Source organism: Kribbella sp. NPDC006257 (assembly GCF_040613535.1).
Lineage (GTDB): Bacteria > Actinomycetota > Actinomycetes > Propionibacteriales > Kribbellaceae > Kribbella.
The window spans coordinates 236,224-259,674 of sequence record NZ_JBEXSJ010000005.1 but is presented as its reverse complement, the minus strand read 5'-3'; the positions used below and the strand labels follow the sequence as shown (position 1 = coordinate 259,674).

At 66.7% G+C, this 23,451-nt stretch carries 15 protein-coding genes; 6 read left to right on the top strand and 9 right to left on the bottom strand.

Translation table 11 applies throughout. The features are described from left to right. Nucleotides 1-32: 32 nt before the first annotated feature. The gene (locus ABZ004_RS09115) at nucleotides 33-1,022 is read right to left on the bottom strand and encodes an aldo/keto reductase (RefSeq protein WP_355679251.1); all 990 of its coding nucleotides are present in this window, start codon (nucleotides 1,020-1,022) and stop codon (nucleotides 33-35) included. Nucleotides 1,023-1,100: 78 nt separating this feature from the next. Between ABZ004_RS09115 and ABZ004_RS09110 the strand changes: the two genes are divergently transcribed. Beyond that, entirely contained in the window at nucleotides 1,101-1,967 is an 867-nt protein-coding gene (locus tag ABZ004_RS09110; protein WP_355679250.1) for a LysR family transcriptional regulator, read from the top strand. 96 nt (nucleotides 1,968-2,063) lie between these two features. Then, a complete protein-coding gene (locus ABZ004_RS09105; protein ID WP_355679249.1) occupies nucleotides 2,064-5,057 on the top strand; it encodes a hypothetical protein in 2,994 nt (997 codons plus the stop codon). Here ABZ004_RS09105 and ABZ004_RS09100 read toward each other — a convergent pair. Continuing rightward, nucleotides 5,044-5,904, bottom strand: a complete 861-nt coding sequence (locus ABZ004_RS09100) for a helix-turn-helix transcriptional regulator (RefSeq protein ID WP_355679248.1) — start codon at nucleotides 5,902-5,904, stop codon at nucleotides 5,044-5,046. The genes ABZ004_RS09105 and ABZ004_RS09100 overlap by 14 nt on opposite strands. A 104-nt stretch (nucleotides 5,905-6,008) precedes the next feature. Between ABZ004_RS09100 and ABZ004_RS09095 the strand changes: the two genes are divergently transcribed. Beyond that, nucleotides 6,009-6,938, top strand: a complete 930-nt coding sequence (locus ABZ004_RS09095; protein ID WP_355679247.1) for an SDR family NAD(P)-dependent oxidoreductase — start codon at nucleotides 6,009-6,011, stop codon at nucleotides 6,936-6,938. Nucleotides 6,939-6,941: 3 nt separating this feature from the next. Here ABZ004_RS09095 and ABZ004_RS09090 read toward each other — a convergent pair whose 3' ends face one another. Further along, complete coding sequence (locus ABZ004_RS09090; RefSeq protein ID WP_355679246.1) at nucleotides 6,942-7,346, bottom strand: MarR family winged helix-turn-helix transcriptional regulator; 405 nt, start codon at nucleotides 7,344-7,346, stop codon at nucleotides 6,942-6,944. A 61-nt stretch (nucleotides 7,347-7,407) separates the two neighbouring features. Here ABZ004_RS09090 and ABZ004_RS09085 point away from each other — a divergent pair, with 61 nt between their 5' ends. Continuing rightward, complete coding sequence (locus tag ABZ004_RS09085; protein ID WP_355679245.1) at nucleotides 7,408-8,304, top strand: LLM class flavin-dependent oxidoreductase; 897 nt, start codon at nucleotides 7,408-7,410, stop codon at nucleotides 8,302-8,304. 42 nt (nucleotides 8,305-8,346) lie between these two features. Here the strand turns inward: ABZ004_RS09085 and ABZ004_RS09080 are convergent, their stop codons facing one another. Genes ABZ004_RS09080 through ABZ004_RS09065 form a run of 4 tightly spaced genes read right to left on the bottom strand, consistent with a single transcriptional unit; the run spans nucleotide 8,347 to nucleotide 17,160 of the window. Beyond that, entirely contained in the window at nucleotides 8,347-9,609 is a 1,263-nt protein-coding gene (locus tag ABZ004_RS09080) for a ricin-type beta-trefoil lectin domain protein (RefSeq protein ID WP_355679244.1), read from the bottom strand. Between the two features lie 55 nt (nucleotides 9,610-9,664). Beyond that, nucleotides 9,665-14,128: a ThuA domain-containing protein gene (locus ABZ004_RS09075; protein WP_355679243.1), complete on the bottom strand. Its 4,464-nt coding sequence runs from the start codon at nucleotides 14,126-14,128 to the stop codon at nucleotides 9,665-9,667. A 35-nt stretch (nucleotides 14,129-14,163) separates the two neighbouring features. Then, complete coding sequence (locus tag ABZ004_RS09070; RefSeq protein ID WP_355679242.1) at nucleotides 14,164-15,651, bottom strand: non-reducing end alpha-L-arabinofuranosidase family hydrolase; 1,488 nt, start codon at nucleotides 15,649-15,651, stop codon at nucleotides 14,164-14,166. A 36-nt stretch (nucleotides 15,652-15,687) separates the two neighbouring features. Then, on the bottom strand, nucleotides 15,688-17,160 hold the full coding sequence (locus ABZ004_RS09065; RefSeq protein WP_355679241.1) for an endo-1,4-beta-xylanase: 1,473 nt from the start codon (nucleotides 17,158-17,160) through the stop codon (nucleotides 15,688-15,690). A 404-nt stretch (nucleotides 17,161-17,564) separates the two neighbouring features. Here ABZ004_RS09065 and ABZ004_RS09060 point away from each other — a divergent pair, with 404 nt between their 5' ends. Next, entirely contained in the window at nucleotides 17,565-18,575 is a 1,011-nt protein-coding gene (locus ABZ004_RS09060; RefSeq protein ID WP_355679240.1) for a cellulase family glycosylhydrolase, read from the top strand. An 80-nt stretch (nucleotides 18,576-18,655) separates the two neighbouring features. Here ABZ004_RS09060 and ABZ004_RS09055 read toward each other — a convergent pair whose 3' ends face one another. After that, nucleotides 18,656-19,990 carry a PHB depolymerase family esterase gene (locus tag ABZ004_RS09055; protein ID WP_355679239.1) on the bottom strand — a complete coding sequence of 445 codons (1,335 nt, stop codon included), beginning with the start codon at nucleotides 19,988-19,990 and terminating at the stop codon, nucleotides 18,656-18,658. After that, complete coding sequence (locus ABZ004_RS09050; protein WP_355679238.1) at nucleotides 19,990-22,377, bottom strand: ricin-type beta-trefoil lectin domain protein; 2,388 nt, start codon at nucleotides 22,375-22,377, stop codon at nucleotides 19,990-19,992. Before ABZ004_RS09050 ends, ABZ004_RS09055 begins: the two co-directional genes overlap by 1 nt. 254 nt (nucleotides 22,378-22,631) lie before the next feature. Here ABZ004_RS09050 and ABZ004_RS09045 point away from each other — a divergent pair, with 254 nt between their 5' ends. Beyond that, the gene (locus tag ABZ004_RS09045; RefSeq protein WP_355679237.1) at nucleotides 22,632-23,387 is read left to right on the top strand and encodes a FadR/GntR family transcriptional regulator; all 756 of its coding nucleotides are present in this window, start codon (nucleotides 22,632-22,634) and stop codon (nucleotides 23,385-23,387) included. The last annotated feature ends 64 nt before the right edge of the window (nucleotides 23,388-23,451 follow it).

Genomic DNA, 23,451 nt, shown 5'->3' with positions numbered 1-23,451 from the left:
CCTTGGTCATGATCGGTACAGCGGGCGGTTGATCAGATCGTGGTGCGGGTGGTGGCCGGTACGGCGAACGACTTCCGGTCACCCGCCCAGGCCTCGGGCCGGACGGCGAGCTCCAGGCGCTCCAGGTCGGCCGGGCTGAGTTCGATCTCGGCGGCGGCGGCGTTCTCCGTGACCCGGTCGAGTCGGCGGGTGCCGGGAATGGGAACGACGTCGTCCCCTTGGGCGAGTAGCCAGGCCAGGGCGAGCTGGCCCGGGGTGATGGACAGGCTGTCGGCCACGGTGCGCAGCGCCTCGATCTGGCGCAGATTGCGTTCGAGGTTGTCGTCCAGGAAGCGTGGATCGGTACGCCGGAAGTCGCTCGTCCCGATGGTGTCGTGGTCGAGGGTGGCGGTCAGCAGACCGCGGCCGAGCGGGCTGTAGGGCACCAGCCCGACCCCGAGTTCGCGCGCCGCCGGGATGATGTCGAGCTCGGGCTCGCGCCAGAGCATCGACCACTCGAACTGCACCGCCGCGATCGGGTGGACAGCGTTGGCCGCCCGAAGCTGTTCCGCGGTGACCTCGGAGACGCCGACGTACCGGATCTTGCCGGCGTCGACCAGTTCGGCCATCGCCTGGACGGTCTCGCCGATCGGCACCTCGGGATCGACCCGGTGCAGGTAGTACAGGTCGATGACGTCGACGCCGAGGCGCTCCAGTGACGCGTCGCAATAGCCGCGGACGTGCTCGGGTCGCCCGTCGAGCGAGACGCCCTGCTCGGTCCGGACGATGCCGAACTTGGTCGCCACCTTCACCTCCCCCCGGTTGGCCAGCTCGGCCAGGGCGCGCGCAACCAGTTGCTCGTTGTGCCCTTGGCCATAACTCATCGCCGTGTCCAGCAGGTCGACCCCCAGCTCGACCGCCCGGTGCAGTGCCTTGATCGATTCCTCGTCGTCGGCCGGCCCGTAGCCCTGGGAGAACCCCATACATCCCAGTCCCAGTGCGCCGGCCGTGAATCCAGTACGTCCCAAGTGTCTTTGCTGCATGGGTCAACCGTGCTGGCTGCGCAGACATAAGTCCAAGACCGGTTTGCGCTGCGATCTATCGTGATCCACGATGAATGGGTGGAGCTACGCCAGCTGGTCTACTTCGATGCCGTCGTCCGTCATGGGGGCTTCACCCGCGCGGCCGAAAGTCTGCACATCGCCCAGCCGGCGATCTCCGCGCAGATCCGGCGGCTGGAGACCGAACTCGGGACCGTGTTGCTCGAGCGAAGTACCCGCCGGGTCTCGCTGACCCACGCGGGTGAACTGTTCTGGGCCCGGACCCGGCGCGTCCTCGACGAGCTGGACGGTGCCCGCGCAGAGATCGACCAGCTCTCGTCGGTCTTGCGGGGCCGCGTGCGGATCGGCGCCACCCAGGTGATGGGCACCCTCCAGCTGGCGGTGCAGCTGGCCGAGTTCCGCCGGCACTATCCCGGTCTCGGCCTGTCGCTGCGATCCGGACTGATGGAGAACCTCCTCGAGGGTCTCGACAACGGCGAACTCGATGTGGTGCTCGGCCCGATCCACTCCGACCTGCCCGCCCGGTACGTCGCCAGGCCGCTGGTCGAGGAAAGCCTGGTCCTGGTCAGTCCTCCGGGGCACCGAATGAGCGATCCGGCCGGAAGTCTGGCCGCCGCGCGGGACGAGAGCTTCGTCTGTCTCCCGGCCGGCAGCGGGCTGCAGGACATCCTCGTCAAGGCCGCCGCCGCGGCGGGATTCGTCCCCCGCATCGAGTTCGAGACCTACAGCCCCGCCAGTATCCGCGAACTCGTCGCCGCCGGACTGGGCGTCGCCTTGGTCGCCGCCTCCGCCGCGCACGCTCCGGGACCACCGGTCGAGATCTATCCCCTCACCCACCTCAGCCACCCGGCGATCGGCCTGATGGTCCTCGACGAACGGCCCCTCACCCCCGCGGCAGCAGCCTTCCGCGATTTCCTGGCCCGGTAACACCCAGCCAGAGTGCCCGATGGGGCAGGGTTTGCTGCCCGGTCGTTGCTCCCTGATGGGCTCGGGGGGTGGGGTGCGGACCGGGACGATGGCGGTATGGCTTTGCCCGAGCAGCGTCGGTCTGGGGACAAGGGTGCTCCTCGGCCGGGTGCGAAGAACCGACCGCCGAAGAACAGTGGACTGCTGGCGCTCGCCCTGCAGACCACGGTCGGAAATCGGGCGACGGGTCGCGCGTTGACCCCGCAGGTTCAGCGAGCCAACGAGGCTGCGCCGGGAAGGGTCGATCAGGCCGTCGACGACCTGTACGGATGGTTGGTGGCGGTGAGCCTGAATGTCCCATCGCTGCTGATGACTCTGCTGTTACAGCAAGGTCATCAAGGTGAGCTCGAAACCAAGTACAAGGACAAGTACCACCGCGTTCTGCGCGATGACTTGAAGAGCAAATTGAGCTGGGCGGATGCCGTCCGCGCCCAGTGCTATCTGGATTACGGCAAGCTGCGGCCGGCCGACAAGATCTACATCGCCATTCACGGCGCGCTGACCGACGAGGCGACCGTAGTACGGATTGCTCCGGTTCTGTACGCCGAGCGAGCTGCCGCCGAAGCCGACTTCACGGCGTCGTACGGGAAGGACTACGGCACCGACTACAAGTTGCCGAACGGTTCCAGCAGCCGGATCGCGGGCGCCATCATGCAAGAGACGCTGTGGGCCACCTTCGCGCAGCGGTTCCGGATCGCCGCGGTGATCGCGTTCGGCAAACCGCGGGCGGCCGATGACGTCAAGATCGCCACGGTCGGCGGTACCAATGACGCTCCGCTGCTGTTCGACGCGTTGCAGCGCGAGGACCCTCAGCAGATCGCGGCCGACTTCCAGGCGTCGTACCAGACTCCTGTCCAGGAATACCTGAGCAAGGAGACTTCGCTGCACACCAAGCAGCGGGCGCTGATGTTCTTCGACAAAGGCATCGCCGCCGAGGACCGGCTGATCCGGACCGTCGAGATCGGTACGTCGGGGTACACGACCGCCGACACCGACTTCATCTTCGACGCCGCGGCGCATGCCACCGCGAGCCAGGTGGCGAACTTCGTCGCGGCGGTCAAGGCCAAGGATCCGCGGCTCAAGAACATCGACGACACCCTCGGCGGGCTGAACAAGGAGGATCGGGACCGGCTCAACGCGATGGTCGGGCTGACCGCGGATTCGACGCAGCTGGCGGATCCGGTGGTGGTGCGGCTCCGCCAGCTGGGCGGGAACGGGCTCGGCTCGGTTTTCCAGGTACTGCGGAACGCGGAGCCGGTCGCGCATGCCGTGTTCCGGACCGCGTACGGCGAAGCGAGCAGCCCGTTCCGGCGTTATGTCGATCAGTACACGGTTGCCGCGGAGAAGGGCTGGCTGCTCAGCTACGTCTTCGCGGACTTCCGGCCGCGGCTGAATTACGTGCTGGCCAATCCGGGGATGGACGACTACGTCCTGTTCCTGCTCAGCACCTTCGCCACGGCGGCCGATCGGAGAACGCTGGCGGCGGATGCCGATTTCGGCGCCAAGGTCGCGGCTCTCGGCACAGCGACCCAGAACAAGATCCAGCTGCTGCTCGAACCGTCGCACCTCAGTCCGGCCGAACGCGCGGTCTGGATCGATGCCGCGGTCAAGCGGGAGACGTCGTCCGGTGCCGGCTCATTGACCGGCGCGGCGGGTGCGCTCGAGGACGAGAACCGTGAACTGCAGGCGGCGGTCGCCCGGGCCGGCAACAACCCGACGCCCGCTCAGCAGGCCGAGATCGATCGGTTGACCGCGGCAACTACCGGCGCGCTGGACGTCTTCGTCAAGTACCGCGACGAACTCGAAGCCGCGGTGGCCAGTGCGCTGGAAATGGCCGCTGGCCTGGTGGCCACGGTGATGACCGGCGGAGTGGCGAGTGTCGAGATGGCGCTGGCGGCGGTGGCCCGGGCCGCTGTAGCCAGCGCGATGGCGAAGGTGGTGGCGAACAAGCTGGCCAGAGGCGACCGCTTCGACGTCGTCGGCGCCGACGGTGCGCAGGCGTTCGTCAGCGGCGCGGTCGACGGCATGCTCAACGCGGTGGCGCCGGTGGTCGCCAACGGCGCGGCGACTTCGGCTCTGTCGGAGGCAGCGGGACTTGCGGCGAGAAGTGCCGCGCCTGGCGCCTTCCGCCAATTCGCTGCCACCACCGGGCCCAAGATGGTCGAGGGCGCTGTGGTCGGTGGCATCAGCGGTGCGGTCGACACGGCGACCCGGGATCAGACGTGGGGCGAAGGCTTCGATCGCGGGATGAAGAAGGTGCTGACGTCCGCAGTACAGAATGCCTTGACGAGCGGGGCGTTGGCCGGACTTCCCGCGGCGGTCCAAGGTCTGGCTGCGGCCTATGGCGGGCTGGAAGCGTTCGAGGGGATGGTCAACGCGCTGCCGGAGCCCACCGCGACCGTGGAGGAAGCCACGATCGGAGCTGGCTCCGCGCCTGCCGCGGCTCCCCCGGTGCAACGGGTCGGGCCGATCGCTCCGCCCAACTGGGGCAGCGATTTCGAGGACTTCGCCACCGATCAGATCGACCGGAACCAGGTCGGATCGGAGATCCCGAAGATGGACGTCATCGTCTCCGGGCAGATCCGCTCCAATCAGGGCATCGACCGGATCGGGTTCCACGTGGACGAGAACAACGAGCCGCACTTCTACCACTTCGAGATGAAATGGAACAACGCACCCGTTCAGGAGCAGGGCAAGCCGCCGCCATCGGACCCGAAGTCGACGCTGACCAAAACCAAGACCAGGGGCTGGCAAGGAAGCGAGGAGTGGTCGACCTTCGCGATCACCGAGTTCTGCAACGGCGTGACGCCGCAGGCCGCAGCCAACCGCGACATCCTGCGGGCCGCACTACCGGCGAAACTCGGCCACCCCAAGGGCACGATCTGGACACCCGAGCAGCTCAAGAACTACATGCTGTCGAACCTCAAGAAGACCAAGCGGGTGGTCGTGGTGCCCGACCACGTCAACATCAAGAAGCTCTGGATGCAGCTGATCGCCATGACCCGCAGCGACCTCCGGAAGAACCAGATCGTCAAGGTCAAAATCCCTTAACTGATGGGCTCAGCGACTGGGTACCCAGGACGACCGCGAGGTCGAGGCGGTCGGCGTCTTCGCTGCCGGGCTCGGCTGTGTAGACGGTGATCCGCAGGTCGTCCAGGGTGACGAGCAACGTGTCACAGTCCAGGGTGATCGGTCCGACCACCGGGTGGTCGATGGTCTTAAGCCGCGACGGGTCGGCCGGCGGCGGCGGTGCCTCGGCGTCCCAGAGTTCGGCGAAACGTTGGCTGCCGGAGAGCAGGTCGGTGATCAGGCGCCGTAGCGCACGGTCGGCCGGGTAGCGCGAGGCGGTCAGGCGAAGGTCGGCTACGAGACGAGCCTCGTGCTCGGCTTGCTCCTGTGCGGTGTGCACGACCCGGGACGGGAGGCGGGTCACGTTGCGCCAGACAGCGTTGCGGTCCAGGCCGCGCCAAGTAGTCGTGTCGCCCATGAGCGCGTCGTACGGCGCGTTGGCCAGCACGAGCATCCAGCTGGCGTCGTAGACGACCACCGGGGTGTGCGACAGCCGGTCGAGCAGCCGTTGCACGCTCGGAGTCACCCGGGACGGAACGATGTCCGGGCCGGGTGCGACGTGTCCGGCCAACCGGTAGAGCAGGTCGCGTTCGGTGTCGGCCAGGCGCAGTGCCCGCGCAAGTGACTCCACTACCTGCGTTGACGGCGCGGTCGCCCGTCCCTGCTCGAGGCGGGTGAGGTAGTCGGCCGAGATGCCGGCGAGCGCGGCCAGCTCCTCGCGGCGCAACCCGCTGGCCCGGCGTCGGCGACCCACCGGCACGCCGACGGCCTCGGGTGCCACCCGGTCGCGCCAGCGGCGTACCGTCCGGCCGAACTCCCACGCTTCCACAGGGTCCAGTGTGCGCGAGCGCGCAGAGCGTTGTCCTGGCCCTGGTAGTCCTACGAAAACCGGACGACTGTTTGCGGCCCGGTCTGTTCCAGGAGGCTGCGGTTATGACCGAACCTGGAACTGTTCTGATCACCGGCCCGACCCGCAACCTCGGCCGCCGTGCCGCGCTCGCCATGGCCCGCCGCCCGGAGGCGCAGCGACCGGATCTGCTGCTGGTCGGCCGCGCCGGGCCCGATCTGACGGCAGTCGCCGAGGAGGCCCGTGCCCTCGGGGCGCGCGTCCAGGAGATCGGCTGCGACCTGTCGAAGCTGGCCGAGGTCCGTGCCGCCGCAGCCACGGTGCGGGACATGCTGGCCACAGGCGGCATCAGGCCGCTGCGCGCGCTGGTCGCCAACGCCGGCACCATGTCGCCCGACACCAGGCGTGCCTCGACTGACGGCTATGAGATGACGTTCGCCGTCAACTATCTCGCCCACGCCCAGCTCATCGGCGATCTGCTCGCCTCGTTCACCGCCCCGGCACGGGTCGTGCTGCTCGGTTCGAACACTTATCACGCCAACTTCTGGCGCAAGCTGCTGAGCGTGCCCGAAGCCAAGTGGGCCGACCCCGTCGAGCTCGCCCGCCCAGCCACCGGCGAGCAGGCACCCGGCATGGCAGCGTCCGGTGAGGCCTACTCCAACGCCAAGCTGGCGATCCTGTACTACGCCCACGAACTGCAGCGTCGAGCCGCTGCCGGGATCAATGTCTCGGTGTTCGAACCGGGCTGGATGCCGGGCACCGCGCTCGGTCGCGGCGCCCCGAAGGTGCTACAGACGATCAGCCGCGTACTCGGCCAGATTCCGGGCGTCTCCACACCGCAGCGCTCAGGCCGACTGCTGGCCGCGCTGGCCCTCGACGACAAGTGGGCACACCTGCGCGACGGCGCCTTCGTGCTGAAGACACAACTGACCGAAGTACACCCCGTCGCCCACAACCCCGACCGCGAACGACGCCTCTGGCAGGCAACCACCGAACTCCTGAACCGAGGTACTTGAGGTTCATTCGCCGAGCAGTAGGCGGAGGTCTTTTCGGAAGCGGTCGGGGTGCGGGAGGGGGGCGAGAAACTCGCGCTCGGCGTCCAGCCGGATTCGTTCAGCCGTCTCGAAGGTGGACTCGCCTTGCGGTGTCAGCACGACCACATTGCGGCGGCGATCCTCAGTACTGCGCCGACGCTCTACCAGGCCGCGTTCTTCCAGGCCGTCCAGCAGATCACCGATCGAGGTCCGGTCGACCCGAAGCCGAGCGGCGACTTCCAGCTGCGACAACGGCTCCCCGGACGCGACGGCCGAGAGTACGGCGAGATCGCGGCCATTGATCCCGTACGGCGCGAGCGCTGCCGCCTGGGCCGCAGTGAGCTCGGCCAGCACGTGTTTGAGCAAATACCCCAACCGGTCGGACGCCATACCGCACAATCTACCGCTGGCCTGACCATCAGGTCAGCTGATCATCAGTTACCCTGACGATATGACTGTGACCTTCGGCCTGAAGACCACCCCGATGCATGTCCCGTATGCCGAGATCCGGCGGGTCTGGCTCGACGCCGACCAAGCCCCGCAGATCCGGGATGCCTGGCTGTGGGACCACTACCTCCCGCTCGCCGGCCCCAAGGACGGCGAGATCTACGAGGGCTGGACACTGCTGACCGCGCTGGCCGCGCAAACCGCCCGCCTCCGCTTCGGTCTGCTCGTGACCAGCAACCGCATCCGCCCGCCGGCGGTGCTCGGCAAGATCGCCACCACCCTCGACGTCATCTCCGGCGGGAGGCTCGTGATGGGTCTCGGGGCCGGCGGGACCCATCAGCCGGCGGGCCTGAGCGGAATTCCCGGCCCGAACCCGGCCATCGAGGAGTACGCCGCCTACGGACTGACGCTCGTGCCGCCGGGCGAGGGGGTCGACAGGCTTCGCGAGACCATCCAGATCCTGCGCGGGATGTGGACGCGCGACGTCTTCGATTTCCACGGCCGCTATTACACCGTCGAGCAGAACCGGAACGAGCCGAAGCCGATCCAGCGCCCCGGTCCGCCACTTCTGATCGGCGGCTGGGGCAACCGCATGCTGCGACTGGTCGCGGAGTACGCCGACAGCTGGAACATCAGTGGCCCGCCACACACCGACTTCGACACACTCGCCGATCGGCTACGACGGCTCGACTCGGAATGCGAGCGAGTCGGCCGGGACCCCGCGACGATCAGCCGGTCGCTGCAGCAGATCGTCTCGTACTCCGACCCGGTCGAGACGCGTGCGATCGTGCGCAGAGCGATCGCACTGGGGTTCGATCACATCGTCCTCTCGCTCCCGCGACCCTACCCGGAGCGCGCTGTCGAGTGGCTGATCAAAGAAGTCATCGAGCCGACGTCCTGATGCTGATTGGGAGGACGGCGGTGCCGCCGTCCTCCACTGTTGTCAGGCTTTGGGCCAGTGCTGGTTGGCTGCGTTGGTGCAGGTGGCGAGGCTTGTGAGGGAGCCGTTGGTGGTGCCTTCAGTCGTTAGGCAGAGGCCTGTTTGCGGATTGCTGATGGTGCCGTTGTCGTTGAGGTTCCATTGCTGGTTGGCGCCGCCGTTGCAGTCCCAGATCCGGGATCGGGTGCCGACACCGGCGTTGGTGGGTACTTCGAGGCATCTGCCCAGTACCTGCAGGGACTGCCCGGTGCGGGTGAACTGCTGATTGGCGTTGGTGTGGCAGTCCCACACGATGGTCGCGGTGCCGTTGGCGGAGTTCGCGCCGTTGACGTCCAGGCAGCGGGCGGCGGACTCGTTGCGCAGCCGGAACGCGGTGGGGGTCGGCATTGTGTCTCCGGTGAAGAACTTCCATACCTCGTTCTTGACCCAGCTCCTGGCGCCGCTCTCGCACCCTGCGCATCCGTCGACCGGACCTTGCTGGTGACCGCCGTCGAACGCGGCCCAGACCACCGGATAGCCGGCGCGGCATCCCGAGTAGGTGGTGCTGATGTGGGTACGGCTACCCGCTGCCGGCTCCGGAGCATTCTGTGGCGTGCAGCCGTTGTTCCGGACGAACCTGTCCCGGAGTGCCCGTCCGTTGGCGATGTTGTCCGAGACGCCGTGGATTCCCATGTAGGCGAACGGTTGGGTACCGCCGCTGCATCCGCTGATCCCGCCGGGTGCCGCGATCGCGGCGACCGCACGGAAGGTCGTCGCTCGCGCACAGGCGAGGGCGTAACTCATCGCGCCGCCGTAGCTGAAGCCGATGGCGAAGAGCTGTGTCGTGTCGACGCAGAGGTCACCCTCGATCCGCCGGATCATGTCGTCGGTGAACGTGACGTCCTCGCCGTTCGAGTTGCCCCAGCCGTTGTTGAGGCCCTGCGGAGCAACGAAGATCGCGGTGTTGTTGGCCAGTGCCCGCAGTCCGTAGTGGGCGTACACGTCGCCGTCGCTGCCACCAGAAGCGACCTGCTGCATGGTGCCGCCCAGCCAGTGATAGCCGAAGATCAGCCGGTACTGCGTACTGCTGGTGTAGTTGTCCGGGACGCTCAGGATGAAGCTGCGGTTCTTGCCACTGCTCTGGATCGTGTAGGTGCCGCTTCGCAGCGTAGGAGCCTTGCCGCAACCCGCGGATCCCGCCAGCGGAGCAACATCCGCGGGCGCCGGCTGGGCTTGTGCCGCAGTCGCACCGGTGAGAACCAGCGCAGCAGTGACAATCGGTGCCAAGCACCACCGTAGAAGGCGTCTCTGTCTCATGAATTTCTCCTGTTCTGTGCTGACTTCATGGCCGGGTCCAGCGTTGGTTGGTGCCTCCGTGGCAGGTCCAGATGATCAGTTGGGTGCCGTCGGCCGTGCTGGCTCCGTTGGCGTCGAGACACTTGGCCGACTGCGGGTTGACGAGCGAGCTGTTGGCGCCGACTGTCCAGTTCTGGGCGCCGCTGCCGTTGCAGGTGGACAACTGCACCGGTACGCCGTTGCCGGTGCCCGCGGCGGTCATGCATTTGCCGAGCGCGCGCAACGTGTCGCCGTTGACCGTCCACTGCTGGTTCGCGCCGTTGGTGCAGGTCCAGAGCTGGATCTTGGTGCCGTCGGCGGTGCTGCCGCCGCTGACATCGGCGCATTTGCCACCCGGACCGGTGATCGGTCCGGTGCGCGGGACAGTGCCGCCGAGTTCCTTGATCCGGATGTTGCGGAACGACACGTCGTCGCCGGTTCCGTGGTTCTGGATCCCGATGTAGCCCGAGGTCAACGACCGCACCGGGTCGGTGTTGGTGAAGTCGTTGATCTTCACCCCGTTGAGCAACACTTGGAGCCGCTCGCCTTCGACCAGCAGTTCGTAGGTGTTCCACTCCCCCGGCGGGTTGAGTGCGGCGTCGCGGGCGGCGATGTCCGCAGACTTGAAGCCGTAAACCGAACCGGTGGTCTTGTCGGCCGTGTCGGTGGCGTCGATCTGTACCTCGTACGCCTGGTTGAGGGCAGCGTTCGGATCGCTGCCGGCCGGGAATCCGAGGACAACGCCGGAGTTGTCGTCGCCGGGCATCCGCCAGTCCAGCTTGAGCGAATACGACCGGTACTCCTTGGCGCTGTACCAGAGCATGCCCAGACCGCCGGACGAGGTCAGCGTGGCATCACTGTTGCTGAAGGCACCCGGTCCGGCCTGCGACCAGCCGGTGGTGGATCCGTTGTACAGCGTGGTGTAACCCGTCTCCGGCCGGCAGTCCGCCTTGGTCCGATTGGCGGCGTACCGGATACCACCGAGGATCATCGAGCGGAAGCCACTCTCGGCGAAGGTGGACTGGGTGTGGCCACTGCCGGTGTAGAAGGACCGTCCGTTCTGGATCGTCTTGCACCAGGTGTGTGGATGGTCGGCGCCCATCGCGCCGCCCGAATACGTCGACTCGTCGAGGGTCGCGAGGACCCGGGCAGTCGACCGGACGTTGCGGTTGTAGTCGTACCACTCGTCGGTGCGCACCCAGCTGGGTGCGAGGTGCTGAGTGGCCTGGTGTGCTCTGTTCTCGACGCGAACCGTCGCCTGCTGGATCGCGGGATGCGAGACGAAATACGCGCCGACCAGGTCGCCGTAGAACGGCCAGTCGTGCTCGGTGTCGGCCGCCGAATGGATGCCGACGTACCCGCCGCCGCCCCTGATGTAGGACTCGAACGCGGTCTGCTGGGTGGGGTTGAGAACGTCGCCGGTGGTGTTGAGGAAGACCACGCTCTCGTACTGCGCGAGGTTCGCGGCGGTGAACGCGTTCGAGTCCTCCGTTGCGGTGACGGTGAAGCCGTTGGCGGCGCCCAGCTCGCGGATCATCTGGATGCCGGCCGGGATCGAGTCATGCCGGAAACCGGCCGTCTTGGAGAACACGAGGACGTCGTACGGCGGGTCGGCGGCGCTGGCCGATGCACCAGCGGTGGCGGCGGAGGCTGACTGGGTCCAGCGCTGGTTCGTGCCACCGCTGCAGGTCCAGATGATCAGTGCGGTGCCGTCCGCGGAGCTGGCTCCGTTGGCGTCCAGGCACTTGGTGCCGTTGCGAATGGTGCCGTCGGCCGGCATCGTCCAGTTCTGCGCCGCGGATCCGTTGCAGGTCCGCAGCTCTACCGCGGTGCCGTCGGCGCTGCTGCCGCCGGTCACACTCATGCACTTGCCGAGCGACTGGAGCGTGGTGCCAGTGCGGGTCCACTGCTGGTTGGTGCCACCGTGGCACGTCCAGAGCTGGAGCTTCGCGCCGTCGGTGGACGCGGCTCCGCTGACATCGATGCACTTGCCGCCGATCCCGGTGATCGGCCGAGCGGTACCCCCACCTGTCGATGTACCGAAGCTGAAAGCGTCCAAGTCGAACAGATAGCCCGTGCCGCTACCGGCGAACGTCAGGTAGAGCGTGCCGCTCGCCGCCGGGATGTTGGACAGGTTGGTCGAAATATCGGTGAAGGTCTCCCACCCACCGGTATTCGGAACTGTCACCGTTCCGAGGACCGGCCCGGTCGCCGAACCCATCCGCACCGACAGCGTGCCGCCTGAGGTACCAGAGGAAACCCGGGCAGTGAACCGCGTCTCGCCGGTGAGCGCGTACGGCTGGAAGGCGATCCAGTCGCCGTTGTTGATGTCACCGACGGTCTTGGCGCCCTCTGCGGCCGTCTTGTCGTACAGCGTCGTACCGGATTGAGTCCCATAGTGCTCCGCCTGACGATGCCGGTCCTGCAGGACGTACTGCGTATGAGTGGTCACCGGCGGCTGGCCGTTCGCACCCTTGTCGGTGTACTCGGCGTCGAACACGGCGTACAGGTTGGCCGCTGTGTCGTGCTCACCGTCGGGCGGAATCGTCAGGTTGCCCGAGCAGCCGTTCTGGGTCGTGATCAGGTGCGCGTGGCTGTCGTGCCCGAGCAGGTAGCTCAGCTTCACCTGGCTGCAGTCGATCGTGCCGTCTTCGGGGTCGGAGACCGTGATCGTGTACGGCTTGGTGTCGCCGAAGCTGAACAGGCTCCCGTTCTGAGGTGTATTCAGCGTGACCGTCGGGGCCGTGTTGCCGACGGAGATGATCACACTGGCGTTCCCGGAGCGGCCGCCGGGATCGGTCACGGTGAGGGTGGCCGTGTACTGGCCGTTCGCGGTGTAGGTGTGGCTCGGGTTGGTCGCCGTGGAAGTGGTTCCGTCGCCTAAGTTCCACGCGTAGGTCAGCGCACCGCCCTCCGGGTCGGAGGAGCCGGCCGACGAGAAGGTCACGGCCAACGGGGCTGCGCCGGAGGTCTGGTTCGCAGCAGCCCGCGCGACCGGCGCCTGATTGCCTCCTGGGTTGTACTCGATCCGGTAGAGCGCCGAGCTCGCGTCCCCGCTCCCCCAGCCGGTGCCGTAGTCGAGGACGTAGAGCGCGCCGTCCGGGCCGAAGGCCGAATCCATCACCTGGGTGCCGCGCCAGGGGAAGGGGTTGATCTGCCCCGCCGAGCCGTCGGAGTTCACGTCGATGACCTTGATCCAGCGCCGGCCGAACTCGCCGGCGAAGACGTGGCCGTCCAGGGCCTGAGGGAACTTGACCGATGACGGGTTGGCTGCGTCGTACCGGTAGACCGGCACGCTCATCGGGGACTCCGAGCCACAGCCGAAGGCGGCCAGCGAGCAGTTGTCGTACTTGATCCAGGCCGGCCGCGCGGCCGGCAGGTTGGTCAGGCCGGTGTTGTGCGGAGAGTTGTTGACCGGCGCGGCGCAGTTGAACCGAGCCCCGGACGGCCCCGACGGGAACGTGTAGTCCACATAGGTTTCGTTGGTGGTGTTGGTACCGGTGCAGTACGGCCAGCCGTAGTTCCCGGCCGAGGTGATCCGGTTGAACTCCACCTGACCGCCGGGACCACGGCTTGCGCTCGCCGAACCGGCGTCCGGTCCGTAGTCGCCGAGATAGACGACGCCGGTCGCCTTGTCCACGTTCATCCGGAACGGGTTGCGGAAGCCCATCGCGTAGATCTCCGGCCGGGTCCGCGCGGTGCCCGGCGGGAACAGGTTGCCTGCCGGGATCGAGTACGACCCGTCGGCGTTCACCTTGATCCGCAGGACTTTCCCGCGAAGGTCGTTGGTGTTGCCGGCGCTGCGCTGGGAGTCGAACACGGGGTTGCGGTTGGAGCGCTCGTCGAGTGGCGCATAGCCGTCGGAGGCGAACGGGTTCGAGTCGTCCCCGGTGGACAGATAAAGGTTGCCCGCGGCATCGAAGTCGAGATCGCCGCCGACATGGCAGCAGACGCCGCGGCTGGTCCCGACCTCCAGGATCGTCTTCTGACTGGCCATGTTCAGCGTGTAGTCGGCATTGAGGGTGAAGCGCGACAGCCGGTTCACGCCGTTCCACGCCGAGAAGTCCGTCCCGTTCTCCGGGGCGTCACCGCCCGGCGTGGACAGTGGCGGCGCGTAGTACAGGTAGATGAAGCGGTTGGTGGCGAAGTTCGGGTCGGCCGCGATCCCCTGCAGCCCTTCCTCGTCGTGTGAGTACACCTGCAAGGTGCCAATCACGCTGGTCGCGCCGGCCGCCGTCGTACGGCGCAGGGTGCCGTTGCGGGCGGTGTGCACGACCGAGCGGTCCGGCAGCACCGCCAGCGACATCGGTTCGCCCAGCTCGGCCACTCCACGCGCCAGTTCGACTTGCTGGAAGTCGGCTGGGTTGACCGCGTGGGCGGCGGCCTCTGGCGCTGAGCTGATCACAGTTGCCGTCGTACCGGCGGCTATCAGGAGGACGGCGCAGACGGCCGCCCTGAAGTTGGTTCGCATAGCAGGTCACACCCTTTGGAGCTGAGTAGGACGGGTCAGCAGGAGTTGGTCTGGGTGAGCAGGCCCATTCGCCAGGGCAGCTTCAGGTAATCGCCACCGGCACCGGGGTCCTGGCCCTGGTAGACGAACTGCAGCCGGCAGGGATCAAGGGTCAGCGTCTGGTCGTTGCTTGCCCGGACCAGCTCGCCATGACTGATGTCCTGGGTCCAGGCTCCGTTGGGGAAGGTCACGTTGTTACGGCCGGCAAAGGGCTGACTTTCGGTCGCGGCCAACGGGGTCCAGCTACCGGTGAGACTGGTGGAGGTGAAGGACCGGAAATAGCGCCGTCCGGTGCCGCCGATCGCCTCCTCCATCAGCAGGTACTGGTTGGACCCGGCCACCTTGTAGACATTGGTCGCTTCGAACAGGCTGAACTTGGAGTCCGACAGCACGATCTGGGTGTTGCCGAATCCGTTCGGGAAGTTGGCGAGGGTGGTCTGGGCCCGGTAGATGTGGCCGTTGTCGTCGCTGAAGAACAGGAAGCAGTTGGCGGTGTCGCAGATGACCCAGAAGTCGATCCAGGTGCCGTCGCCCTTGTTCTGCCGCACGATGTCGGGTTCCTGCGCGATGAACGTCCGTGGCGCCGACCACGATCGCGGATCGGCCGGGTTGGTGCTGGTCGAGTACGTCGGTGGCGCGGTCTGGTACACCAGGTACCACAGGTTCTGCGGACCGAACTGGAACAGCTGGGGCGCGGCACGGTAGCCCGGCCCGATCGCTGAAGCCGTGTCCAGGTAGGTGTGCGGAGCCGCCGCGGCCTGGGACCAGTCACCGAAGTTGAAGTTCACCAGACCCCAACCGTTCGACCCCGCGGTGGTGGCGTAGATCAGCCACTGGTTGTTGTACCGGACGACCGAGAAGTCCTTGATGGAATAGCGGTTCGGGTGCTGTGCGTCGGCCTTGGGCCCGGCCAGCACGCCACTGGACGACCACCGGAAGGTGGACGGCAGCTGACTGCCGGGGTTGCCGGTACCGATGGGGACGAGTGCCCACTGCTGGTTGGTGCCGCCACCGTCGGTGCGCTGGACGACTCTCGCTCCGTCCGCCGTGGATCCACTCGCGATCTCGAGCGCCTTGTTGCTGTTGCGGTTGATCAGGCGCACCTGGCCGTCAGCTGAGTCCGCCAACCGGAACTGCTGATTCGTTCCACTGTGGTCGGTCCACTGCACGACCTCGGCACCGTCGGCCGTCGAGGCGTTGGCCACGTCGAGCGCCTTGCCGGAATGCCGCGCCCGCAGCCGGTAGTACCCACCGCCGGAATCGACGAACTGGAGCTGCTGGTTGGTGCCGTCGTGGCGCGACCACTGCTGCGCCGCAGCACCATCGGCAGTGCTGGCTCCTGAGATGTCCAATGCCTTGCCACTGGCCCGGTTGACCAGGACGTACCAGGCGTTCGGGTCCACCGTGGCCGCGTGGGCGGGGGTCGCACTGGCGGCAGCCACCAGGCCGGCCACCAGCGCGAGCACCGTTGCAAATGCCGTCACGCGAGGTCGTTTCCTGCGATGCATGTCGGTCTCCTTCTAAAGGCGCTGGAGCTGGAAGCGCTGGTTGGAGTTGCCGGTGGGGGTCCATTGCGAGATCCGTGCGCCGTCGGCGGTGGACGCTCCCCAAACGTCAAGCGCCAGGCCGCTCTGCCGGTTGATGAGACTCACGACACCACTGCCTTGATCGGTGACCTGCCACTGCTGAGCTGCCGAGTTCGTGTCGGGCTGCTGCGTAACGTCCGCGCCGGTGCTGGAGCTCGCCACCTGCAGAACCAGGCCGCTGTGCCGAGCCCTGATCCGGTAGTAGCCGCTGCCGGAGTCGAGGAAGTCGAACTGCTGGTTGAGACCACTGGACGTCGACCACTGCTGCAGTACGGCGCCGGCCGCGGTGGACGCTCCGGTGATGTCAGCCGACTTACCGCTGTGTTGCGCCACCAGCCGATAGTTGACCCCGACCTGGATCGGCCCGCCGCTGCTCGTTCCGTTCAGCGTGGTGAGGACCGCGTCGTACGCCGGCTTCTTGTTGCCGCTTCGGTCGAACAGCAAGGGGTTTTCGCTCCCGCGCCAGGAGTCGCTGTCCCGCACACCCCAGGTGGTGATCCCGGCGCAGCGCGGTACGTTCATGCACGCCCGGACAGTGTTGGCATACGCGCTCGAGGACGCCTGAGCGATGTCGAGTTCGGTGAGTTGGACGTCGACGCCGAGTGCGGTCAGGCTGGACAGCGTGGTCTGGAAGTTGCTGGGCGCGCCGCCGCTGCCGAAGTGGGACTGCAGACCGACGCAGTCGATCGGGACGCCGCGGGACTTGAAGTCGCGGACCATCCGGTAGACACCTTGGGTCTTGGCCGCGTTCCAGTCCTCGATGTTGTAGTCGTTGTAGCAGAGCTTGGCGGCGGGATCCGCGGCATGCGCCGTACGGAAGGCCTCCTCGATGAACCCGGTGCCGAGGACATCGCTGAACACCGACGAACGAAGCTGGCCGCTGCTGCCGTCGGCGAAGGCCTCGTTGACCACATCCCATGCGTAGATCTGACCGCGGTAGTGGCCCGCCACCTGGGTGATGTGATTGTTCATCACGCTGCGCAGGGTGTTGGCGTCACGGATGGCGCTCACCCAGCTGGGCAACTGTCCGTGCCAGACCAGGGTGTGGCCACGCAACTGCTTGTTCTGGCTGCGTGCGTGGCTGGCGATCCGGTCCCCAGAACTGAAGGTGAAGTTGTTGCGGGACGGCTCGGTGCTGTCCCACTTCATCTCGTTCTCCGGCGTGATCGAGCTGAATTCGCGGTCGAGGATCGTCGTGTACTGCGTGTCGCCGAGCTTGCCGGCGGAGACGGCGGCGCCGAAGTACCGGCCTGATTGGGACGCTGCGGCCCCGAGCGTGCTGGCAGCGTCGACGGTCGCGGCCGCCTTCGGTACGAGGGCCGTCGTGGCGGTGACGGCGAGGGCGGCGATCACCGTGGTGACCAGTGGCCGGCGCCACCATCGGGCGGAATGGATCTGCGGGGACATACTTCCTCCTTGGTCGCTCAGGGCGTACGGTGCTGGCGGGAGCGCTCCCAAAGCGGGCAGCGCGAAGCCAGGTGTCAGCGATGCGAAGTGGGCTAGGCCTGCAGCGGAGGGCTGGCGCCGGCGACGTGCGAGCCGGTGGCAGTTCGCGGTCGAACCATGGGGACTCCCGGGGCGGTGGGTGTCGAACCGTTCGGTCAGTTGCAGACCGTACGGGAGGGATTACGGACAGCGCAATACTTCAGTCTTATCTATCTGCGGCACTTAAATGATTCAGTCCCATTTGCTGGCTTGTTCGAGTGTGAACGTTCGTGCCTATCTCTGATCGGCGGCTGGACACAGCCCGGCGCGGGGCAGACATTTCTTGCACATGTCGCAACCTCGAGCCGCTCAGAAGGGGCGAGAACATGATCCGAAGAACCTTGACCTTGCTCGTCGCGACCACCCTCGCGCTAGGTGGCGTAGTCGCCACTTCAGCGCCGGCCAGTGCAGCCACCAACCAGTTCCGCGGAATGAACTGGGCTGTTCTGGGTGACAACTTCAACAAGAATCCGCTCGTCATCTCGGGCCTGAGTCAGACCGACAGCAACGCGACCGTGCGGGCCAAGGCCAACGCCGTGTACGACGACATGGCGGCGATGGGCGTCAACACCGTCCGGCTGCCGATCAACACGCAGACCGTAGGCACTCCCTGGTGGGAGGCCTACCGGGGCGCCATCGACGCGGCGACCGCGCGCGGCTTCAAGGTCATCCTCGCCTACTGGGAGGACGCCGCAGCTTCGGGTGGCAAGGTGACGAACTACGCCGCCTGGAACACGATGTGGTCGCGAGTGACCAGCACCTACGGTGCCAACACCAATGTGTACTTCGAGCCGATGAACGAGCCGCACGGCTACAGCTCGACGGAGTGGCGAAATGTCGCCGCCGAATGGCTCAGGTATCACTATTCGGCCGTGCCCAGCCGGGTGCTCATCGGCGGTACCGGCTTCAGCCAGGACCTGCGGGACATCTGCAACGACAGCCGCTTCAACGGCACGCTGATGTCTTTCCACACGTACACGTTCTTCGCCGGCTCGATGACGTACGACGCTTGGCGCAGCTACATCCAGACGCGGCTGGGCAACTGCGCCTCGCGCGCGGTGATGACCGAGTACGGCGCTCCGATGTCCAACGGACTCAACTACGCCAACGCGTCCAGCACCGACAACTTCGTGCGCTACCTGCGGGCCGCCACCCAGGTCATGCGTGACAACCAGATGGGCGGCACCTACTGGCCAGGCATCGGTGGAAAGCGCACCGACGGTGGCGGTTTCGACTGGTATTCGATGTTTTCCCAGGGTGGCAGTGGCACCAACATCGATCTTACTGTCCGCAACGGCTCCGGTCGCGACCGGGTCAGGTACGGCTGGGGCTTGTAACCCAGAGCTCACCAGGACATCAGATCAAGGGTGCCGGACCACCCTCTGACGGTGGTGGTCCGGCACCTACAGAGCGTTGGTCAGGACAGTGACCATTGCTGGTTGGTGCCGCCGTGGCAGGTCCAGAGCTGGACCTTGGCGCCGTTGGCGGTGCCTGCGCCGCTGACGTCCAGGCAACTCCCGGACTGCACACCGGTGATGGATCCGTTGGTGTTGAACTGCCACTGCTGGTTGGTTCCGCCGGTGCACTGCTCGATCACGACCGGGGTGCCGTTGGCGGTCTGGTTGTTGAGGGCGGTCGCGCACCGCAGGTTGCCGCCGCTGTAGACGGTCAGCTGACCCGTCGATGTACGGTTCCAGGTCTGGTTCGAGCCGCCGTTACAGTCCCAGATCTGCAGCTGCGTCCCCGGCGTCGTGCTGGCCCCGTTGACGTCCAGGCACCTGCCCGCGCCCACCGCGCGTACCGAGCCGGTGGGCGGTGGCGGTGTATCAGAGTTCAGGCCGAAGAAGGCGATCGCCATGGCGGCCATGCCGGGCATCGGCAGGCTGTGCCCGACGCCCTGCAGGCTGATGCCCTCAACCGGTGCGGTGGTGCCAGTACCGCCGTACCGGGTACGGGCCCAGTTGGCTTGTGGGCTGTCGGTGTACGTCGGGGTCTGGCTCAGGCCGTGCACGTTGGTCCACTGCTTGATCTCCTCCCCGAAGTTGGGATAGCGCAGGGTGTCGTCCGTGGTGCCGTGCCACAGCTGCACGCGTGGACGCGGTCCGGTGTAGCCGGGGTACGCGCCGCGGGCCAGATCACCCCACTGCTGTGCGGTCTTGATGACGTTGCCGCCGGCACAGGCTCCGTTCCATGTGTTGGGCGGCGTGGTGGCGAAGCAGGTGTCCGGTACGCCGCTGAACGCCGCGCCGGCCTTGAAGACATCGGGATAGTCGGCCAGTAGGACGTTGGTCATCATGGCGCCGGAGGAGGCCCCGGTGACGAACACCCGGTCCCGGTCACCCGAGCGGTTGGCCACCACCCAGTCGACCATCGACTTGATGCCGACCGGATCACTGCCGCCGTCGCGGCGCAGTGCCTGAGACGAATAGACGTCGAAGCAGTTGCCGCTGCGGGTCGCGCTCGGGTAGATCACGATGAACCCGTACTGGTCCGCCAGCCGGGCGAACTCGCTCCCGCCGTAGAAGGCCGGGCCGGAGCCGCCGCAGTAGTGAACGGCCATCAGGATCGCCGGCTTGGCCGGGCGCCGGTCGGGCACGTAGATGTGCATCCGCAGATTGCTCGGGTTGGCACCGAAGTTCGTCACCTCGACCAAGGACGCCGCTGCGGCGGGCGTCGCCTGGTGGACAAGAGCTCCGAGGAGGAGCACGAAGGCCGCAAGGCAGCTCAGGACTGCGCGCCTGCTTGTCGCCATCATGACAGCGTCCATTGCTGGTTGCCGCCGCCGTTGCAGGCCCAGAGCTGGACCTTGGCGCCGTTGCCGGTGGCGGCCCCGCTGATGTCCAGGCAGATCCGGGACTGTACGCCGGTGATCGTGCCGTTGGTGTTGAACTGCCACTGCTGGTTGGCCCCGCCGGTGCACTGCGAGATCACCACCGGGGTGCCGTTGGCGGTCTGGTTGTTCAGCGCGGTCGCGCACCGCAGGTTGCCCCCGGTGTAGACCGTCAGCTGACCCGTCGATGTACGGCTCCAGGTCTGGTTGGACCCGCCGACGCATCCCCAGATCTGCAGCTGCGTCCCTGGAGTGGTGCTGTTGTTCGGTACGTCCAGGCACTTCCCAGCGGCCAGCCCGAAGAGCTCGCCTGTGCTGGGCCGCAACGCCTTTTCGATGCCTGCGCCAGCGATCACCTGCTGCGCGGCAGTCGGCCAGGAACCACTGACCTGGACGTTGCCCCGGAGAACGTTGTTGTGCGGCGCTCCGGTGGCCACGTTGATCGAGCCTGTGTTGTACCAGTTGCCGTCGAAGACGTTGTCGGTCGTGTTGTTGGTGCTGCTGGCGTTGGTGAACGCAAGGACGCCGCTGTCGATGACCACGTTGTTCGCCACCGAGACATAGCGCGAGCCTTCGTCGAGGTACAGGCCGACCGTACTGCGGTTGTCGTAGACCAGGTTGTGATCGATCGAGCCACCAGGGTTGGCGGACAAGTTGTAGAGGCTGCCTCCGTCGTGGAGAGACTTCTTGGTGCCGTGGACGACGTTGGACCTGACAATGGTCTCGCGCAGCGTCGTCGGAGTCGTATAGACCGGCTGGTAGTTGTACAGACCACGGTTGCGGTAGTCCTGGCTTCCCCCGGGGTCGTTGGCGCCCCAGCCCCAGCCGACGTCGATGCCGTCGTAGGCGAGGTTGGAGACTTCGTTGTGCTCGATCAAGGCGCGGGTGGCGTACGTGGACAGGATGCCTGCCATGTCCTTGTAGTCCTTGGCGACGTCGGTCACCAGGTTGTTCCTGACCACGATGTCCCTGTTGACCATCGCGGGGTTGCTCGGGTGGTGCGCGTCCGGACGGACTCCGCCGATCAGGATCCCGCCAGCGGAAAGGTCGGTGAAGGTGTTCTGGGAAACGGTGATGTTCGCGGCGCCGAGGCCGACACCCGACTGGTTCGCGTTCGCGTCGTTGCCGATCCCGAGACCTATCTGCCCGAGGTGGCGGAAGGTGTTGTTGGTGATGGTGATACCCGTGGCGGCAGAGACCTGTACTGCGGCCGGCACCTGCCCCCATCCGTTACGGGTGGCCTCGAATTGCTGGCAGCCCGATTGACACGAGGTCAGAAAGTCGCCGGGCATCTGATAGGCGGCCGGGATGAACGCGCCGCTCTGCTGATTCGCATAGCCGATCGACGTACCGGGCTGCAGCCAGGTGGTGTGTTCGAAGACCATGTCCCGCAGGGTGATGTCGTGGACCGGGTTCGCGAGAGTGCCGCTCACCTGGACCAGCGAGGTCAAGCGCGGCAACACGATGTCATGGCCGACGGGCGACTGACCGCCTGCCGCCTTGTAATAAAGCTTTCCGGCCTGCGGGTCGAGGTACCACTGGCCCGCGTTACGCAGGAACGAATAGGAGTTGTGCAGCGTCAGGGTGCCGCCGGCGAAGGGCCTGGCGAGGGTGTCGTAACCCCAGTTGTTGTTGTTCCAGGCGGGTTGCTGCATGGTGATGGTCGTGCCGCTGATGCTCTGTACGGGCGCGTACCGGTCGGTGAACGAGTTCAGGCTCTCCAGCTCGATCCGGTTCTGCTGCGGCAACGTGGCGAGGTAGTTCAGCGCGGAGTTCGTGATGGTCATGCCGCTGGTGGTGAACCGTACGTCGTTGCGCGACAGGGGTATCGAGGCGCGCGGCGCCAGCGTTCCGTCCACGTAGAGCTGCCGGGAATCGGCGCCCTGCGGAACGGAGGCGACCCAGACGTTCGGGCCGGCGTCGTACTGCGTCCAGCCGCTCACCGGCTGCCCGCCGGACACCATCGGCGTCGCGCCGGGGCTTGCTTGCCAGGTGACCTTGTGGCCATTGCGGCCCGAGTCGGCACCGGTGAACCTCAGCGGTTCGGACAGCCGGTGAACACCACCTTCGAGTTCCACGACGACGTCGGCCTGACCGGACTGGGCACGCGCCAGTTCCTGGGCCTTGGCGAGGGTGCCAACCGGACTGCCGGTGGACCCCCGGTTGCGGTCGTTGCCGTCGGGGGCAACGACGATCCGCACGATCGTCGTCTCCGCGGCCTGCGCGGGAGGGACGACGAGCAGCGGCCCGATGAGGGCGGTGGGCGCCGCGATGACCGCGGCGATCAACGAGCTGATGCCTGGATGCATGGGTGTTTCACCTTTCCGGAGGGGCGGGTTCGGTCGGGCAGTCCGGTCGGGAGGCGGCTGACGCAGTGTCACCGGCTGATCACGAGAATAGGTAACACATAACAGTTGTCAGATGACGGTCCGTCAAGAGATGAGACTTACTAATATTTTTCCGCTCGTCAGATCCCGGGGGCTCGGCTGGCTGTATCCTCAGGACCGGCGTCGAGGAAGAGCCAGACTCTTTTCTGACGTCCCTTGACGTAGGAGGCAGCCAGGTGGACAGCGTGTCCCTTCCGGCCGGCCCATCCACGCGGGAGCCCGGTGCGTACCGGCCGGGCTACGAAGTGGTGGCCGAGCAGATCTTGCGGCTCATCGCGGAGCTGGAGTTGCGGCCGGGTGATCGCATGCCGACCGAGAACGAACTCGCCGCCCGGCTCGGCTGCAGCCGGACGGTGGTGCGGGAAGCGGTCAAGATCCTCTCCGCGATCGGCCGCATCCGGGCCCAGAAGGGCCGCGGGCTCTACGTCTCGGACGACGACGGGATGCTGGGCTCGGCCCGCTGGGGAGGGTTTTTCCATCCGACCGACCTCGATCACGTCTACATGCTCTTCGAGTTCCGCCGGGTCCAGGAGACCGCGGCCAGCCGGCTGGCCGCGACCCGCGCCACCCCGGCGGAGCTGCGGGCCATCGAAGCAGCGGCCGAGACCTGCCGCCAGGGTCACTTGACCGGGCAAGCGTCGCTCTTCGAGCGCGGCGACGACGACTTCCACCTCGGAATCGCCACCGCATCACACAACGGCTTCCTTGTCGCCTCAGTACGCGAGGCCCGCCGCCTCCAATACCAGTCCACCGCGATCGGTCTGCACGGCAGTATCGGTGGCCACGCCCAGGAAGCCACCGAGGAGCACGCCGCCATCTACCAGGCGATCCGCGACGGCGACCCGGAAGCAGCGGCCCGCGCGACCGCCGTCCACCTGGACAACACCCTCGAGGACTACCGCCGAGAAATCCAACGCCGCGTCTTCGGCTGACCGGACAGCACCTTCGGCTTCGGGCAGTAAGACTGCTTGGCGGGGTTGGCTAATGCTGTTAGCC

What these genes read in the sequence shown, in the direction of transcription:
- ABZ004_RS09050 (WP_355679238.1), bottom strand. Translation starts at nt 22,377, where the DNA reads ATGCATCCAGGCATCAGCTCGTTGATCGCCGCGGTCATCGCGGCGCCC.
- ABZ004_RS09075 (WP_355679243.1), bottom strand. Translation starts at nt 14,128, where the DNA reads ATGCGAACCAACTTCAGGGCGGCCGTCTGCGCCGTCCTCCTGATAGCC.
- ABZ004_RS09060 (WP_355679240.1), top strand. Translation starts at nt 17,565, where the DNA reads ATGATCCGAAGAACCTTGACCTTGCTCGTCGCGACCACCCTCGCGCTA.
- ABZ004_RS09055 (WP_355679239.1), bottom strand. Translation starts at nt 19,990, where the DNA reads ATGGCGACAAGCAGGCGCGCAGTCCTGAGCTGCCTTGCGGCCTTCGTG.
- ABZ004_RS09105 (WP_355679249.1), top strand. Translation starts at nt 2,064, where the DNA reads ATGGCTTTGCCCGAGCAGCGTCGGTCTGGGGACAAGGGTGCTCCTCGG.
- ABZ004_RS09095 (WP_355679247.1), top strand. Translation starts at nt 6,009, where the DNA reads ATGACCGAACCTGGAACTGTTCTGATCACCGGCCCGACCCGCAACCTC.
- ABZ004_RS09090 (WP_355679246.1), bottom strand. Translation starts at nt 7,346, where the DNA reads ATGGCGTCCGACCGGTTGGGGTATTTGCTCAAACACGTGCTGGCCGAG.
- ABZ004_RS09085 (WP_355679245.1), top strand. Translation starts at nt 7,408, where the DNA reads ATGACTGTGACCTTCGGCCTGAAGACCACCCCGATGCATGTCCCGTAT.
- ABZ004_RS09115 (WP_355679251.1), bottom strand. Translation starts at nt 1,022, where the DNA reads ATGCAGCAAAGACACTTGGGACGTACTGGATTCACGGCCGGCGCACTG.
- ABZ004_RS09065 (WP_355679241.1), bottom strand. Translation starts at nt 17,160, where the DNA reads ATGTCCCCGCAGATCCATTCCGCCCGATGGTGGCGCCGGCCACTGGTC.